At 62.3% G+C, this 15,550-nt stretch carries 13 protein-coding genes; 10 read left to right on the top strand and 3 right to left on the bottom strand.

Annotated features, from left to right (window positions below):
* Positions 1–88: 88 nt before the first annotated feature.
* From CDA63_RS07755 to CDA63_RS07740, 4 genes are all read left to right on the top strand, one after another.
* Positions 89–742: a beta/alpha barrel domain-containing protein gene (locus tag CDA63_RS07755; RefSeq protein ID WP_088463881.1), complete on the top strand. Its 654-nt coding sequence runs from the start codon at positions 89–91 to the stop codon at positions 740–742.
* 57 nt (positions 743–799) lie between these two features.
* Entirely contained in the window at positions 800–2,158 is a 1,359-nt protein-coding gene (locus CDA63_RS07750; RefSeq protein WP_088463880.1) for an MFS transporter, read from the top strand.
* 339 nt (positions 2,159–2,497) lie between these two features.
* The gene (locus CDA63_RS21070) at positions 2,498–4,315 is read left to right on the top strand and encodes an aldehyde dehydrogenase family protein (protein WP_199797512.1); all 1,818 of its coding nucleotides are present in this window, start codon (positions 2,498–2,500) and stop codon (positions 4,313–4,315) included.
* Between the two features lie 195 nt (positions 4,316–4,510).
* Positions 4,511–5,002: a hypothetical protein gene (locus CDA63_RS07740; RefSeq protein WP_088463879.1), complete on the top strand. Its 492-nt coding sequence runs from the start codon at positions 4,511–4,513 to the stop codon at positions 5,000–5,002.
* Between the two features lie 308 nt (positions 5,003–5,310).
* Here CDA63_RS07740 and CDA63_RS07735 read toward each other — a convergent pair whose 3' ends face one another.
* On the bottom strand, positions 5,311–6,297 hold the full coding sequence (locus CDA63_RS07735; protein WP_088463878.1) for a YheT family hydrolase: 987 nt from the start codon (positions 6,295–6,297) through the stop codon (positions 5,311–5,313).
* Positions 6,298–6,588: 291 nt separating this feature from the next.
* Between CDA63_RS07735 and rpsT the strand changes: the two genes are divergently transcribed.
* Together rpsT and CDA63_RS07725 are read left to right on the top strand one after the other, a co-directional pair.
* The gene (gene rpsT, locus CDA63_RS07730) at positions 6,589–6,846 is read left to right on the top strand and encodes a 30S ribosomal protein S20 (RefSeq protein ID WP_088463877.1); all 258 of its coding nucleotides are present in this window, start codon (positions 6,589–6,591) and stop codon (positions 6,844–6,846) included.
* 168 nt (positions 6,847–7,014) lie between these two features.
* Positions 7,015–8,541: a T9SS type A sorting domain-containing protein gene (locus CDA63_RS07725; RefSeq protein ID WP_088463876.1), complete on the top strand. Its 1,527-nt coding sequence runs from the start codon at positions 7,015–7,017 to the stop codon at positions 8,539–8,541.
* 63 nt (positions 8,542–8,604) lie between these two features.
* On the opposite strand, the gene pyk is transcribed toward CDA63_RS07725, so the two are convergent.
* A complete protein-coding gene (gene pyk / locus CDA63_RS07720) occupies positions 8,605–10,044 on the bottom strand; it encodes a pyruvate kinase (RefSeq protein ID WP_088463875.1) in 1,440 nt (479 codons plus the stop codon).
* A gap of 164 nt (positions 10,045–10,208) precedes the next feature.
* Positions 10,209–10,637, bottom strand: coding sequence for an IPExxxVDY family protein (locus CDA63_RS07715; RefSeq protein ID WP_088463874.1), 429 nt, complete (start codon positions 10,635–10,637; stop codon positions 10,209–10,211).
* A 161-nt stretch (positions 10,638–10,798) separates the two neighbouring features.
* On the opposite strand from CDA63_RS07715, the gene CDA63_RS07710 reads away from it, so the two are divergent.
* The 4 genes from CDA63_RS07710 (at position 10,799) to nadE (ending at position 15,325) form a co-directional block, all read left to right on the top strand.
* Positions 10,799–11,035, top strand: a complete 237-nt coding sequence (locus tag CDA63_RS07710) for an acyl carrier protein (RefSeq protein ID WP_019948606.1) — start codon at positions 10,799–10,801, stop codon at positions 11,033–11,035.
* A gap of 171 nt (positions 11,036–11,206) precedes the next feature.
* Positions 11,207–12,460, top strand: a complete 1,254-nt coding sequence (fabF, locus tag CDA63_RS07705; protein WP_088463873.1) for a beta-ketoacyl-ACP synthase II — start codon at positions 11,207–11,209, stop codon at positions 12,458–12,460.
* 48 nt (positions 12,461–12,508) lie between these two features.
* Positions 12,509–13,210 carry a ribonuclease III gene (gene rnc, locus CDA63_RS07700; protein WP_242434600.1) on the top strand — a complete coding sequence of 234 codons (702 nt, stop codon included), beginning with the start codon at positions 12,509–12,511 and terminating at the stop codon, positions 13,208–13,210.
* 141 nt (positions 13,211–13,351) lie between these two features.
* On the top strand, positions 13,352–15,325 hold the full coding sequence (gene nadE / locus CDA63_RS07695; protein WP_088463871.1) for an NAD(+) synthase: 1,974 nt from the start codon (positions 13,352–13,354) through the stop codon (positions 15,323–15,325).
* Positions 15,326–15,550 lie beyond the last annotated feature (225 nt).

Genomic DNA, 15,550 nt, shown 5'->3' with positions numbered 1-15,550 from the left:
TCGCGCTGAAAGCCCCAGCGTTGCTCATCAGCCGCACTACCCCACAAAAAGCTAACAGCTAGCAGCTGTCAGCTAATAGCTTAAAAAAATGCCTCGTTTCTCCGCTGACCATATTCTCGAAATCGTGCTACGCTACCCCGTGGTGCCCGTGTTCTACCACGCCGAGGCGGCTTACGCCCAGCGCGTGGTGCAGGCTTGCTACGAGGGTGGACTGCGCGTGTTCGAGTTTACCAACCGCGGGGCCCAGGCCTTCGGTGTGTTTGAGGAGCTGGTGACGTTTGTGCGCGCGAATTGCCCCGAGATGCTGCTGGGCATCGGCACCATTTACACGGCTGCCGATGCCGAGCGGTTCCTGGCTGCCGGCGCCGACTTCGTGGTGCAGCCCTGCCTGACGGCCGAAGTGGCCGAGGTCTGCCGCCGTCACGGCGCGCCCTGGCTGCCGGGCTGCATGACGGTGCGCGAGGTGTACGAGGCCACCCAGCTGGGCGCGGCTATCGTGAAAATATTCCCCGGCAACGTGTTGGGGCCGGGCTTCATCCGGAGCCTGCGCGGCCCCATGCCCACCGTGCCCCTGATGGTGACGGGCGGCGTGGAACCCACCCAGGCCAGCCTGGCCGAGTGGTTCGGGGCGGGTGTGAACGTAGTGGGCCTGGGCTCCCAGCTCTTCAAAAAAGACGACCCCGCCCATCTGCGCCAGCTCACCGCCGAGCTGCTCACGTTCGTGCCGCCCCAACCCAGCTAGCCCACTGTCTCACGGCTACTCCGTCCCCGTATTTCCCACCCCGAATTCCCGCTGCTGATGTCACAGACTGCTTCCGCTATATCGCCACCTGGGTCGGCGGCCACCACCATGGGCCGCTACCGCTGGACGATTTGCTCGCTGGTGTTTTTCGCCACCACCGTCAACTACCTCGACCGGGCCGTTATTTCGCTGCTCAAGCCCTACCTCGAAACGGTCTTCAATTGGAACGCCGGCGACTACGCCGACATCGAAATTGCCTTTAAAGTGGCGTATTCGGTGGGCATGCTGGGGGCGGGCCGGCTCATCGATAAGCTGGGCACCAAAATCGGCTACGCGCTGTCGACGTTTCTGTGGAGCCTAGCTGCTATTGGGCACGCGTTTGTGAGCAGCACAATGGGTTTTTCGGTGGCGCGGGCCGCGTTGGGCATCACGGAGGCCGGCAACTTTCCGGCCGCCATTAAAACTACCGCCGAGTGGTTTCCGCAGAAGGAGCGGGCCCTGGCCACCGGCATCTTCAACTCGGGCTCCAACGTGGGGGCCATTATCGCCCCGCTCACCGTGCCGTTTATTGCCGAATCCATCGGCTGGAAGTGGGCCTTTGTGATTACCGGGGCGCTGGGGTTCGTGTGGCTGGCCCTCTGGATGGTGGTGTACGAAGTGCCCGCCCGCCACGCCCGGCTCACCAAATCGGAGTTCGACTACATCACTCAAGATGAAGACCCAGCCACGGCCGGCCTCGAAGTGCAGCCCAAAGTATCGTGGTTTAAGCTGCTGACTTACCGCCAGACTTACGCCTTCATCTTCGGCAAGTTCCTCACCGACCCCATCTGGTGGTTCTACCTGTTCTGGTTGCCCGACTTCCTCAACAAGCAGTACGGCCTCACGGGCACCCAGGTGTCGCTGCCCGTAGCCGTGGTCTACATCCTGTCGAGCATCGGCAGCGTTGGCGGGGGCTGGATTCCGCTCCGCCTCATCAAAAACGGCATGCAGCCCTTCCGGGCCCGCAAAATCAGCATGCTGCTCATTGCTTTCTGCGTGTTCCCGATTGTGTTTGCCCAGCAGCTCGGCCAGATCAACATGTGGCTGGCCGTGCTCGTGATTGGCATTGCCGCCGCCGCCCACCAGGCCTGGAGCGCCAATATCTTCACCACCGTGTCGGACATGTTCCCGAACCGCGCCGTGGCCTCCGTGACGGGCATCGGCGGCATGGCCGGCGGCCTGGGCGGCATCCTGCTCTCGGCCCTGGTGCAAAAGCGCATGTTCGTGTACTACGAAAGCATCGGCCAGCTCGACCACGCCTACTACATCATGTTCTGGATTTGCGGCGGTGCTTACCTGCTGGCCTGGGCCCTGATGCAGCTTTTCGCCCCCCGCATGGAAAAAATCCGCCTCGACGACGCCCCAATGGTCGGGTAGGGTTGGGCCGCAACTGTCCCGTGCACTACCGCCGCCGGCTCACGGGCGAGGTGAATTACCAGTGCCAGCGCGCAAACCAGCGCAGGGGCGGGGAGGGCGTAAGCTGAACAGAGTGCCTATCGCCCGGCAGGCATAAGCCGGCCGGCGCAGGCTGGTCGTAACCGCGTACCTTATTGGCCCGGAGCTGCGGTTTCGGGTGCTTCCTTTCGCCATCCAACCTCTGCTCCCCTCATGGCCAAAATCGTTTCTTCCCAAGTCTAATTCAGCCACCTGCTGGCTCAACTCAAAGCCGCCGCGCCCGAAATTTTCACGGCCGATGGCCAGGGCTTCCTGAACCTCATGGAAGGCCGCTGGCAGGAATCGGGCACGCCCCGCGACTTCGTTTCGCCCATTGATGGCAGCTCGATCGGCAGCCTGCCGATGCTCGATGAGGCCACGGCACTGCGGGCCGTGAAAGCCGCCAAAAAGGAGGCCGCCGCCTGGGCCAACGTGGACCTGGATGAGCGCAAGCGCCGGGTGCAGGACTGTCTGACTCAGCTGCAGCCCCACGTGGAGCTGGTGGGCAAGCTGCTGATGTGGGAAATCGGTAAAACCTACAAGCTGGGCTTCACCGACATCGACCGCGCCCTTGACGGCGTGCAGTGGTACGTGGATAATATCGAGGGCATGCTCGGCAAGCGCACCCCGCTGGGCCTCGTCAGCAACATTGCCTCCTGGAACTACCCTATGTCGGTGCTGCTGCACGCGGTGATGGTGCAGGCGCTGTGCGGCAACGCCGTAATTGCCAAGACGCCCACCGATGGCGGCTTCATTTCCCTGAGCCTGACCTTCGCCATTGCCCGCCGCTGCGGCCTGCCCGTGACGCTGGTCAGCGGCTCGGGCGGGGAGCTGAGCGACGTGCTGGTGCGGAATGACGCCGTGGACTGCCTCAGCTTCGTGGGCGGGCGCTACAACGGCCGCAACATTGCCGATGCCCTGGGCCAGAACGACAAGCGCTACATGCTGGAGATGGAGGGCGTGAACACCTACGGCATCTGGGACTACTCCGACTGGGACGGCCTGGCCGAGCAGCTCAAGAAAGGCTACGACTACGGCAAGCAGCGTGCGGGTGCGGTTTGGGCGGGTGCTGGGGCCGCTTCCGACGCGCACGCCCCTGCGGCTCCGCGTGACGGGCACCCTGGCGCGGCCGGGGTTTCGGGTGGAGCGGGTGGTGTACGAGAGTATGCCCAACCACCACGTAACGGCCAACCTGTACGTGCCGGCGGGGCGGGGCCGGCGACCGGCCGTGCTGCTGTTCTGCGGCCACGAGCCCGAGTCGAAAGCCACCGAATCGTACCAGCAGACGGCGTTGCTCTCTGGCTTCGTGGTGTTCGTCATCGCCCCATTTCCCAGGGCGAGCGAATGCAGCTCACCAATGCGGCCGGCCAGCCCCGGGCCCGGGGCGGCACCACCGAGTACACCCTGCTCAACGCCGCCGCCAGCTTGGTGGGCCGCTCGGGGCCGGGGGCCGAGCTCTGGGACAACGTGCGTGGCCTCGACTACCTGCTCAGCCGCCCCGAAGTGGACGCGGCCCGGGTGGGCTGCCTGGGCAACTCCGGCGGAGCCACTCGGGCCACCTACTTCCTGGCCCACGACGACCGGGTGAAGGTAGCGGCCCTGTGCAGCTACGTAGCTGCCGGCGAACGGAACCTGGAGCTCACCGGCCCCGCCGACGGCTGCGTGCTGCTGCCTGGCGCCGGGGCCGGGGCCGCTGGCCTCGACCTCTCCGATTACCCGCTGCCCTTCGGCCCCAAACCCCTGCTGCTGCTCACCGGCCGCTACGATTTCGTGGACTACCCCAGCATGGAAACCACCTACGCCGAGCTGCGCCAGGCCTATACCCTGCTCGGCGCCCCCGACCACGTGCGCCTGTTCACCTACGACGACGGCCACGGCATCTCGCGCCCCAAACGCGAGGCGGCCGTTACCTGGTTCCGCCGCTATTTGGTCGGGGATTCCACGCCGGTCCGGAAGCCGGCCGCGCTGCCCATAGCCACCGAAACGGAGCTGCGCGTAACGACTACCGGCCAAGTGAATACCGCCTTCCCCGGGAAGAAACCCTGGCTGCTGCCTACCTCGCCAAAGCCCGCCAGCTGGCTGCCAAACGCCCCGCCCTGACGGCCGCGCACTCCGGCTGCTGGTGGCCCGGCAGCTGCAGCTGCCGGCGCCTACCGGTCTGGTGGTAGCCGAGTGGCGCGACTCGGTGCAGCAGGCGGGTGGGCTCTGGCTGCACCGCCTGATTCTGCGCCGTGCCCAGGAGCCGCCGCTGCCCGCGCTGCTGCTGCCCGCCGGCCCGGTGCGGCAGGTGGCCCTGTGGCTGCCGCCGAGGGCAAGGCCACCCTCGCCGACAGCACCGCCGCCTTGGCCCAGTACCGCGCCGCCGGCATCGCCGTGCTGCTGGTCGACCTGCGTGGCCTGGGCGAAACCGCCGACCCGGCCGCCTTCAACGACCCTAAATACTACAACCGCGAGTACCGCGTGGCCCAGCTGGCCCTGCACCTGGGCCGCCCCCTGCTCAGCCAGCGCGTCACGGACGTACAGATCCTGCTCGACTGGCTCACCACCCAGCCCCACCTGGCCGCCGCGCCGGTGCGGGCCCTGGCTACCGGCGTGGCTGGCCCCGTGGCCCTGCACGCGGCCCTGCTGTACCCGCGCATTACGGAGGTAGTACTGCGCGAGGCCCCGCCATCTTACCTCCACATCCTGGAAAACCCTACCACCAAGGAGACCTATTCCTGGCTGCTGCCCGGCGTGCTCCTTCACTACGACCTGCCCGACCTGCGCCGGGTGCTGAACGTGCGGTAGCTTGATCTGGCGGGACTAAAATTGGGGGTAGTTCAATAAAAACGGACAGCGCCCGAAGGCAGGTTGGGCCGGGAGGGGTGTTCGAATTGATGCGCAAACCAACAACCTAAAAAGGATTGGCAGCGGAGCCATATCGGATTGCTGGTACCGGCCGCCACCTGGCCCGCATATGAAGTTGAACGCGGGCGTGTATCTATGGCGGGTGGTAAGCATCCCGCTAGGACGTAGTTTCTCCATTACACGCAGAGCGGGAGTTAAGGCTTCTTACGCCAGTAGGTCGAACAGCTAGTGCGGACGCACGCACCCAACTACCCCGGCACCTCGCTCGTCAGAAACTCCACCGCCCGCCGTTCGGAGTAGTATTCGCCATCGGGGGCACCTTCGGCGAAGCCCACGTGGCCACCATCGGCGGGGGTTTCGAGGAACAGATGGGGGCTGGCGGCGGCTAGTTCGCGGGGGAAGCAGGTGGGCGGCAGAAACGGGTCGTTCTGGGCGTTTACCAGCAGCGTAGGCACTCGGATGCCGCTTAGGTAACGGCCGGAACTGGCGTGGGCATAGTATTCCTCCGCCGATTTGAAACCGTGCATGGGGGCCGTAAACCGGTCGTCGAACTCCGGGAAGCCGTGCAACTCATCGAGGTTGGTGAGGTCGACCTGGCCGGGTAGCAGGGCGGCTTTCTGGCGCATTTTCTCCCGCAGTGTTTTCATGAAGCGGTTGAGATAAATGCGGTTTTCGAGGCGGTCGATATGATAGGAGCTGGCCTTGAGGTCGGTGGGCACTGAAAACACGGCAGCCCGCTGCACTTCGCGGGGCACGCGGGTGGGGTTTTCGCCCAAGTACTTGAGCGTGACGTTGCCGCCGGCCGAGAAGCCCGTCAGGAACACGTGCTTGTAGCGCGCCGTGCCCAGGGCATAGCGGACCACAAAATCGAGGTCGTCGGTGTCGCCGAGGTGGTAGGAGCGGAGCAGGCGGTTCATTTCGCCGCTGCAGCTGCGGTAGTTCCAGGCCAGTGCATCGATGCCAGCCCGGTTGAGGGCCCGCACCATCCCGCGCACGTAGGGCCGCCCGGCGTCGCCCTCCAGCCCATGCGACACGATGCCCAGCGTGTCGGTGGGCGCCCCCCCGGGCGGCACCGACCAGTCGAGGTCCAGAAAGTCCCCATCTTCCGTTTCGACCCGCTCGCGCTGGTAGTTCACCTCGGGCACTGTGCGCCACAAACTGGGCACAATGGTTTGCAAATGGCCATTGAACAGGTAAAAAGGCGGCTGGTACGCGGAGTCGGCAACGAGGGGCATGGCGGCAGGGGCAGAGAAGAGCAGGCCCGAAAGCCGGGCGGCAACCCAGGGCAGATAGAGCGAAAGGCCTTCAAATGATCAAATTACAACGAAAAAGTTAGGCATGCCGAATGAATTGAGCGCAAAGACCCCCAAGAAGCGGGAAAGAACGTCATTCAGCGCAAAGCAAAGAATGATGTTCCTCATTCTTCCAGGCCGCTTCTCACTTCTCGTTTGCTAATTCCGATCAAAGCTTTACCTTTGCACTCCCCAATTGAATTAACTTCGAGCAGAAGACCATAACCAACTCTCATGGCAAACCATAAATCGGCCCTCAAGCGCATCCGTTCCAACGAAGCTAAGCGCGTCCTGAACCGTTACCAGGCAAAATCCACCCGCACCGCCATCAAGAAGCTCCGTGCTTCGACCGATGCTTCGGCTGCCCAGGAGCTGCTCCAGAAAGTATCGTCGATGCTGGACCGTCTGGCCAAAAAGAACATCATTCACAAGAACAAAGCCGCCAACAACAAGTCGAAGCTGGCCAAGTTCGTAAAGTCGCTGGCTGCTTAAGCACCAACCGGCTTTCTGCTCTCTTATAAGGTGAGGCCCGATGCGTAAGCGTCGGGCCTTGCTTCGTTGTAGTTGGGGCCACTACTATGTATGACTCTAGCATTAGTGCAGTACCAGCGGTATATTGACTGCTGATTTACAGGTTGCTATACTTCTTTGTCGTCTCCCATGCTATACCGCTACCTGCTACCGCTGGCCTTACTCCTGACGGGCGCGTTTTCCGCGGCCGGCCAAAACTGGCGACCCTTCCGGCCCAACGGCGACGTGCACGCCTTCACGCTCAGCCGAAACGCTGTGGCCACCGACACCGTGCTGACGTTCCGCCTCGACTCGGCCGGGGTGCGCGGGACTGATTCGGTGTACTTCTTCAACCGCATCATGCGGCCCGCAGCTAAGCTGGGAACGGAAGAGCGGTGGCGTAAGTCGCCCAACAACCAGTTTGGCGCGCGGCTGCGCTACGAGGCGGCCGCGAAAGTATATTGGCTGGAGTGGGCGGCCGAAGCCGGTGCCCCAGCCCGGAGCGTGCCGTTGCCCGTCTTCCTGAAAGCCGGCACCACCTTCACCGGCAGTTACGGCCCTATCGTCACCGCTCTCAGCCGGACAATGCGCGTGTTGGAGGGGCAGCCCGACTCGGTGGTTACACTGCGCGTGGGAGCAGAAACCTACGAGGTGAGCAAAAGCCACGGGCTGATAACAGGTCCGATGCCCAAAGGGGCCGGCCTGACGCTGGCCCGGCTGCCCGCTGCGGCGGGCCTCAGCTACTACAACCCGCTGTTGCTACTCGACTTGCAGCCCGGCGACGAGTTGGGCTACTATATCGAAAGACTGGCTTTCGGCGGCTCGCTGATTTGCGAGGCCACTAACCTGCTCCAGCGCGTGGTCAGCCGGCAGCAAACCCCTGACAGCCTGATTTACGTCGTGCGCTACCAGTCCCGTACGCGCACCTCCGGGGCCCCGGGCTGTTCGCCGGCGGGTACTACGTTTCAGCCAGCCGCTACTGCCCGATTTGCCGCTTCGCTGCGCACTGGGCAGTGGCAGTCGAAATTCAGCGGGGCTGTGGGGCCCTCAGCGGATGCGCAGCTGCTAGCCTACGAGTGGACAGCATGGGCTGGCGCAACCACCGTTGCGCGGATGGGCCACCCGGTAGTTGCCAGCCGCCGGAGCCCCAGCGCCTGCGGCCCCAGGGCCGCGTTACGTACCCAGTCGCTGTACCGGATGCGTATCAGAGGCGAGGCGACCTATGAGGAAACCTACTCTACTTACCCCTTCATCGATGCGTTCGGCCGCGAAGAACTGCTGAATTTTGGCCTGGGTGTAGTAACAATAGCGCAGGACTATCAAACGAAGCTGGTGTACTACCGCCGTACGAGCAGCGCCGGCACTACCACCTGCGGCATCCGCGAACCCTTCGACCTGTTGCTGGCGGCCTCGGACAAAGCCGTTGCGGCCGGCGTGCGGCTCTACCCCAACCCGACCGCCACCACGGCCACGCTGGAGCTGCCGGCCCCCACGGCCGCCACCGCCCGGCTCATCCTGCTCCATGTCACGGGTCGAACAATACGGACCCAACGGCTGCCGGCAGGTGCCATGCGGACCGAGGTGAACGTAGCCGGGCTGCCCGCCGGCTTGTATCTGGTGCGCCTGGAGCAGCCAGGCAGCTTGCCAGTGTTGCTGCGGCTGCAACATGTGAATTGAATGTAAAAAGCCCACCAGAACTAAGTTTCGGTGGGCCTTTTTACAATTTAACAGCTCAAATAATTAGGCCACGCTCACTTTTACCATGTTGGTCTTGCCTTTCTTATTGATGGGCATGGAGGCCGTGTTGATGAATACGTCGCCCTTTTGGAGATGACCCGAGGCTGTGAGGGCGTACTTGATATCCGAAACGGTGCTGTCGGTGCTCACCAGGCGGTCGTAGTAGAAGGCACGCACGCCCCAGATCAGGCTCAGCACGGTTAGTAGCGGGCGGTTATCGGTGAAGACGAAGATGTCGGCTTTGGGGCGGTACTTGGCAATCTGGAAGGCCGTGTAGCCGCGGTGCGTCATGCCGGTGATGGCGCGGGCGTTGGTGTTTTTGGCCAGGTGGCAGGCCGCCGATAGGATGCTGTCGACCATGAAGGAGGGCGCGTTGGGGTCGATGGGGAACCAGTGGTGGTAGAGGCTCGGCAGCTGTGTTTCCACGCTTCGAATGGTGCCCACCATCGAGCGGATTACCTCGGCCGGGTAGGCGCCCACGGCCGTTTCGGCCGACAGCATCACGGCGTCGGCCCCGTCGATAACGGCGTTGGCTACGTCGCTGGTTTCGGCCCGGGTGGGGCGCGGGGCCGTAATCATGCTCTCCATCATCTGGGTGGCCACAATAACGGGAACTCCCAGGTTGTTGCACTTCTCGACGATGCGCTTCTGGGCCATCGGTACTTCTTCCATCGATACTTCGACGCCCAAATCACCCCGGGCCACCATCACGGCGTCGGTCAGGGCAATGATTTCGTCGAGGTTGCGCAGGCCCTCCGGCGTTTCGATTTTGGCAATTACCCGCACGTTCTTGCCGCTTTCGGCAATCAGGTTCTTGATGAAGCGAATGTCGTCGGCCCGGCGGGCAAACGAGAGGGCAATCCAGTCCATGTCATTTTCGAGGCCAAATTTCAGGTCCTCAATGTCCTTTTCGGTCATGCTCGGGGCCGACACATCGGAGTTGGGCAGGTTGATGCCCTTACGGGGCTTCACGGTGCCGCCGTAAATAACCTCCACGTCCACTTCCTTGTCGCGGTCGGTAGCCAGCACGCGCAGCTCAATCTTGCCGTCGTCGATCAGGATCATGTCGCCGGGCTTCACGTCGCGGGCCAGGCCCAGGTAAATCGTGCTCAGGCGGGTAGCGGTGCTGGTTTCCTTCTCGCCGCAAACGAGCTTTATTTTGTCGCCGGCCGCAATTTCGACCTGGCCGCCCTCCACCTCCCCGAGGCGGATTTTGGGCCCTTGCAAGTCCTGGAGTAAGCCCACATTCATGCGCAGATCCTTGTTGAGGCGGCGCACGAGGTGAATAACGGCCTGGTGGTCTTCGTGGGAGCCGTGCGAGAAGTTGAGCCGAAACACATCAACCCCCTCGCGCATGAGCATGCCCAGCTTTTCGTAGGTATTGGAGGCCGGGCCAACGGTGGCAATGATTTTGGTCTTATTGAAATGAGGCGTAGCGTCCATGAAGTCGAAAAAAAGGTCAGAAATAGATGAGCAGCGAAAGAAAGAGTAAACCGCTGCCAGCCCGGCGGCGGCGGGCCTGTACAAACGGAGAACCGGGGCCGGGTCCGTCGGTTCTGATGAGTTGGCCCGGCGCAACGCCGAGGCCGGAAGCCGGATTTACGGGGTCAAAAGAGCAGATTTTCTTTGAATTGGAGGTCGTTGGGGTCGAACTGACTGACGAGTTGAACCTGGGGCAGAGCGGTCAGCTGCTCGATGAGTTGGCTGGCTGGCAGCAACCCGGCTCCGGTGTTGATTTGCAGCAGGTAGTCGTACTCCTTGATGTCGGGTGCCAGGAACGGTTTTTTCAGGGCTGAAGCCTCGGCGCTGCGGTTGCGCAGCAGGCGCAGCGTATGGTATTCGGTGGCGTGGAGGTAGTTACTGATCACGAGCCGGCCTTTTTGCAGCAGGTCGTAAATCAGGTCGGGCTGCTTGATGAGGCGCAGGTGCAGGGCCCGGTTGAGTACCCAGGCCAGGGTGTGTTCCCGGGAGGACGAAACGAGCCCGAACAGGTCGAAATCGCAGGCGTACTCCACATCCAGGGTAAAGGTTTTCATGGGCGGCGGCAGAGGGAGGAAACGCAAAAGTACACTTCGCGCCGGGGCCGCGAAACGGGTCGGGCCATAATCTTGTACCCGCAAGATAAGGGGATGGAAGTTTGCCAATGTTGGCGAAGATGGTGTTATTTGTGCCGAGTTTTCCTTAAACCCCCACGGAAATGTCTGAAATTGCAGAGAAAGTAAAAGCCATCATCATCGACAAACTAGGTGTTGAGGCTTCGGAAGTAACCCCCGAGGCGTCGTTCACCAACGACCTGGGTGCCGACTCGCTCGATACCGTTGAGCTGATCATGGAGTTCGAGAAAGAATTCAACGTATCCATCCCCGACGACCAGGCCGAAAACATCGGCACCGTGGGTCAGGCTATCAGCTACCTCGAAGAGCACGCTAAATAGTTGTGAGTGCTTAGTTGTCAGTTGTTAGTGACGTGATTACAGCGTAATGGCTGCCCCATTCTTCACTGACAACTGACAACCAAGCCCCAACAACTAAAAAGACCGGCCGGCCTGCCGCCGGCCGTTTTGCTTTTCAGTCCTTTCCTATTTTCTCGCTTCTCTAGCCCGCCTATGTCTCTTCGGAGAGTTGTCGTAACCGGCCTGGGTGCCATTACCCCCGTCGGCAAAACCGCCCCTGCCTATTGGGAGGGACTTATCGCCGGCCGTAGCGGGGCCGCGCCCATCACGCGCTTTGATGCCGCCAAGTTCAAAACCCGCTTTGCCTGCGAAGTGAAGGACTACAATCCGGATGACTACTTCGAGCGCAAGGAAGGGCGCAAAATGGATATTTTCACCCAGTTCGCCCTCATTGCTGCCAACGAGGCCATCGAGGATGCGCGCCTCAACGATGAAGGCATCGACAAGGACCGGGTAGGTGTTATCTGGGGCTCGGGTATCGGCGGCCTGACCTCGTTGCAGGCTGAGTGCATTGCCTTCGCCCACGGCGACGGCACGCCCCGCTTCAATCCCTTCTTCATCCCGAAAATGATTGCCGACAGTGCGTCGGGCAATATTTCGATCCGTCACAAATTCCGGGGCCCAAATTTCGTGACGACTTCGGCCTGTGCCTCGTCGTCGGATTCGATTATTTCGGCCTTCAACTACATCCGCCTCAACATGGCCGACGTGATGGTGACCGGCGGCTCGGAAGCCGCCATCACCGAGTCGGGCGTGGGCGGCTTCAACGCCCTCAAGGCCATGAGTGAGCGCAACGACGCGCCCGAGCAGGCCTCCCGCCCCTACGATAAGGAGCGCGACGGTTTCGTGCTGGGCGAAGGCGCAGCCTCCCTCATTCTGGAGGAATACGAACATGCCAAAGCCCGCGGGGCCAAAATCTACGCCGAGCTGATCGGCGGCGGCATGTCGGCCGATGCCTACCACATCACGGCTCCCGACCCCGAGGGCAATGGCGTGGTGCTGGTAATGCAGAACGCGCTGCGCGATGCCGGCATTAAGCCCGAGGACGTGGACTACATCAACACCCACGGCACGAGCACCCCGCTCGGCGACGGGGCCGAGGTGAAGGCCATTCAGAAAGTGTTCGGCGAGCATGCCTACGACCTCAATATCAGTTCGACCAAAAGCATGACCGGCCACCTGCTGGGGGCCGCCGGCGCCATTGAGGCCGTGGCCTGCATCATGGCCATGCAGCATAGCCTCGTGCCGCCCACCATCAACCATTTCACCGACGACCCTGAGCTGGACCCCAAGCTGAACTTCACCTTCAATAAGGCACAGGAACGCGAAGTGAACATTGCCATGAGCAACACCTTCGGGTTCGGGGGACACAACACCTCGGTTATTTTCCGTAAAGTTTCCGAGTAGATGCCCAAGTCCGGTCAGCCGTTACCATTGTTCGGTTTTTTTCGCCGTTTGATTGGTCGTGACCGGGCTTTTCGGCAGGCCATCACCACCATTACGGGGCAGGCACCCAACAATGTGCACCTGTACCGGCTGGCCTTCACGCACTCGTCGGTCGTGCGCCAGCAGGGCGAGCAGGCCCGCCACCAGAGCAACGAGCGGCTCGAATTTCTGGGCGATGCCGTGCTGGGCACGGCCGTGGCCGAGTACCTGTTTCGCAAGTTCCCCTACGAGCAGGAAGGCTTCCTGACCGAGATGCGCAGCCGCATCGTGAACCGGGAAAGCCTCAACGCCATTGCCCTCAAAATCGGGCTCGATAAGCTCGTGCAGCTCGATGCCGCCCAGGGCCGCGCCGCCCGCTCGCGCTCAGTGAACGGCAACGCCCTGGAGGCCTTGGTGGGGGCCGTATATCTCGACCACGGCTACAAAGCGGCCCGTAAGTTTGTGCTCGGCGGCCTGCTCAAGCCCTTCGTTGATGTGAAGGCCATGACCCAGACGACCACCAACTTCAAGAGTAAGCTGATTGAGTGGGCCCAGCGCCACGGCAAAAACATGCGCTACGAACTCACCGGCGAAGCCCGCCCGGGCGGCGTAATGGAGTTTTCGGCCACCGTGATGCTGGACGAAAGCGCCGTAGCTACCGGCATGGGCCTCTCGAAAAAGCAGGCTGAGCAGCTAGCTGCCGAAAGGGCCCTAGAGGTGCTGGGGGTGTAACAACGACTACGCAAAGTGCTGCGCCCGCTGTGCGAAACTTGTTCTACAACGAGGTTCGTGCAGCGGGCGCAGCGGTTCGCGGAGTAACCCAAGCCGGTAAAAAGGAGTTGTTTTGCAGAGTCAACTCCTCAATCCGAAATCATGCGAATAGCCGGCGCCGCCCTCAACCAGATTCCCTTCGACTGGACCCATAACCTGCGTACGATTCAGATGGCCATTGAGCAGGCCAAAGCGGCCGGCGTAGAGCTGCTGTGCCTGCCAGAGCTGTGCCTGACCGGCTACGGCTGCGAAGACCTGTTTCTGAGCGACTGGCTGCCCGAAAGCGCGCTGGCCCACCTGCAGACCATTCGGTCCTGGACCCAGGGTATTTGCGTGGTGGTGGGCCTGCCGGTGCGTTTGCAGGGGCGCACTTACAACACAGCCGCCGTGCTGCGCGACGGGGAAATACTGGGCTTCGCGGCCAAGCAATTCCTGGCCAACGATGGCGTGCATTACGAGCCCCGGTTCTTCCACCCGTGGCCGGCCGGCGAAACGACCACCGTGCAGTGGGAAGGGGAGGAGTGGACGCTGGGGGATATGATTTTTGAGCACCAGGGCGTGAAGTTCGGATTTGAAATCTGCGAGGACGCGTGGCGGCCCGACGATGTGCGGCCCGCTGCCCGCCTGTGGGGGAAGGTGGATTTGATTGTGAACCCCTCGGCCTCGCACTTCGCCATGAGCAAGACCGACCTGCGCTACCAGCTGGTGTTGCAGGCCTCGCGCAAGTTCCACTGCACTTACCTCTACGCCAACCTGCTGGGTAACGAGGCCGGCCGCATCATCTACGACGGCGAAATTCTGATAGCCCGCAACGGCCATCTACTCCAGCGCAACCAGCTCATGAGCTTCAAGGAAGTGGATTTGGAATGCGTGGACGTGGATTTCAGCACCGAGCTGCCGGCCGCCGAAACCATTCCGGCCCTGCCCACGCCCGACGAGTACCTGGAGCTTAACCAAGCCTTGAGCCTAGCGTTGTTCGACTACCTGCGCAAGGCCCGCAGCCGGGGCTTCGTGCTCAGCCTCAGCGGCGGGGCCGACTCGTGCATGTGCGCCGTAGCGGTGGCCGAAATGGTGCGCTTGGGTGCCGCCGAACTGGGTACGGCCGAATTTATGCGCCGCTCGGGCTGCTTCACGACCACCGACATCGAGGAAATAGCCGACGTGCAGGAAGCCGCGCCCGCCCGCCGTACACTGGTAGCTGCCGACGGCTCGCCGAGTGCCGCGCCCTCGGGTAATCTGCCTCAGGCCAGCACCGAAGCCGTTTCGGTGAAACAGCGGGAAGTGAACCGTCGCCTGACGGGCCGGCTGCTCACCTGCGCCTACCAGGGCACCGTGAATTCCTCCGACGATACCTTCAACTCGGCTCAGGAGCTGGCCGACGATATCGGAGCCGGCTTTCATCACTGGGACATCAACGAGGAAGTGAGTGGCTACGTGGGCAAGATTGAGCACGCCCTGGGCCGGGAGCTGACTTGGCAAACTGATGATCTGGCCCTTCAGAATATCCAGGCCCGGGTGCGCGCCCCCGCCATCTGGATGCTGGCCAACATCCGGAACTGCCTGCTGATGACGACCTCCAACCGCTCGGAGGCCAGCGTGGGCTACTGCACCATGGACGGCGACACGGCCGGCTCTATCTCGCCCATTGCCGGCGTCGACAAGTTCTTCGTGAAGCAGTGGCTGCGCTGGGCCGAAACTGAGCTCAACTACAAGGTTCTGCGCCTGGTAAACGGCCTGCAACCCACCGCCGAGCTGCGCCCCCTCGAAGACAATCAGACCGATGAGCGCGACCTAATGCCCTACGTGCTGCTCAACCGCATCGAGCGGCTGGCCTTCTACGACCGGCTGGCCCCCGCCCAGGTGCTGGCCACTCTGCGCCACGAGGACCCCGCCGCCGACCCCGAGCAGCTCAAAACCTACGTAAAGCGCTTTTTCAGCCTCTGGAGCCGCAACCAGTGGAAGCGAGAACGGTACGCCCCCGCCTTCCACCTCGACGACTACAACGTGGACCCACGTTCCTGGCTGCGCTTCCCCATCCTGAGCGGCGGCTACGCCCAGGAACTGGCCGCGCTGTAGGGAGGAGGAGGCAAAAAGAACGTCATGCTGAGCGAAGTCGAAGTATCTCTACCGCAATAGTAAATTCAACGTCAGGGTTGGTGTTGCGGTAGAGATGCTTCGACTACGGCTGCGCCTTCGCTCAGCATGACGTTCTTTTGCCCCATTTGCCACGTGCATGAGCCGACTTTAAGAAGAACCTCCCACGAAAAACCGGTACTTTCGTGGTTCAACTCCGCGTAATCT

Source organism: Hymenobacter amundsenii (assembly GCF_002204745.1).
GTDB lineage: Bacteria > Bacteroidota > Bacteroidia > Cytophagales > Hymenobacteraceae > Hymenobacter > Hymenobacter amundsenii.
The sequence above is the reverse complement of the archived record's forward strand: the minus strand, read 5'-3'. Positions and strand labels throughout refer to the sequence as shown.

Coding starts and splice junctions, on each gene's coding strand:
- CDA63_RS07755 (WP_088463881.1), top strand. CDS start 89: ATGCCTCGTTTCTCCGCTGACCATATTCTCGAAATCGTGCTACGCTAC.
- CDA63_RS07750 (WP_088463880.1), top strand. CDS start 800: ATGTCACAGACTGCTTCCGCTATATCGCCACCTGGGTCGGCGGCCACC.
- CDA63_RS21070 (WP_199797512.1), top strand. CDS start 2,498: ATGGAAGGCCGCTGGCAGGAATCGGGCACGCCCCGCGACTTCGTTTCG.
- CDA63_RS07735 (WP_088463878.1), bottom strand. CDS start 6,297: ATGCCCCTCGTTGCCGACTCCGCGTACCAGCCGCCTTTTTACCTGTTC.
- rpsT (WP_088463877.1), top strand. CDS start 6,589: ATGGCAAACCATAAATCGGCCCTCAAGCGCATCCGTTCCAACGAAGCT.
- CDA63_RS07725 (WP_088463876.1), top strand. CDS start 7,015: ATGCTATACCGCTACCTGCTACCGCTGGCCTTACTCCTGACGGGCGCG.
- pyk (WP_088463875.1), bottom strand. CDS start 10,044: ATGGACGCTACGCCTCATTTCAATAAGACCAAAATCATTGCCACCGTT.
- CDA63_RS07715 (WP_088463874.1), bottom strand. CDS start 10,637: ATGAAAACCTTTACCCTGGATGTGGAGTACGCCTGCGATTTCGACCTG.
- CDA63_RS07710 (WP_019948606.1), top strand. CDS start 10,799: ATGTCTGAAATTGCAGAGAAAGTAAAAGCCATCATCATCGACAAACTA.
- fabF (WP_088463873.1), top strand. CDS start 11,207: ATGTCTCTTCGGAGAGTTGTCGTAACCGGCCTGGGTGCCATTACCCCC.
- nadE (WP_088463871.1), top strand. CDS start 13,352: ATGCGAATAGCCGGCGCCGCCCTCAACCAGATTCCCTTCGACTGGACC.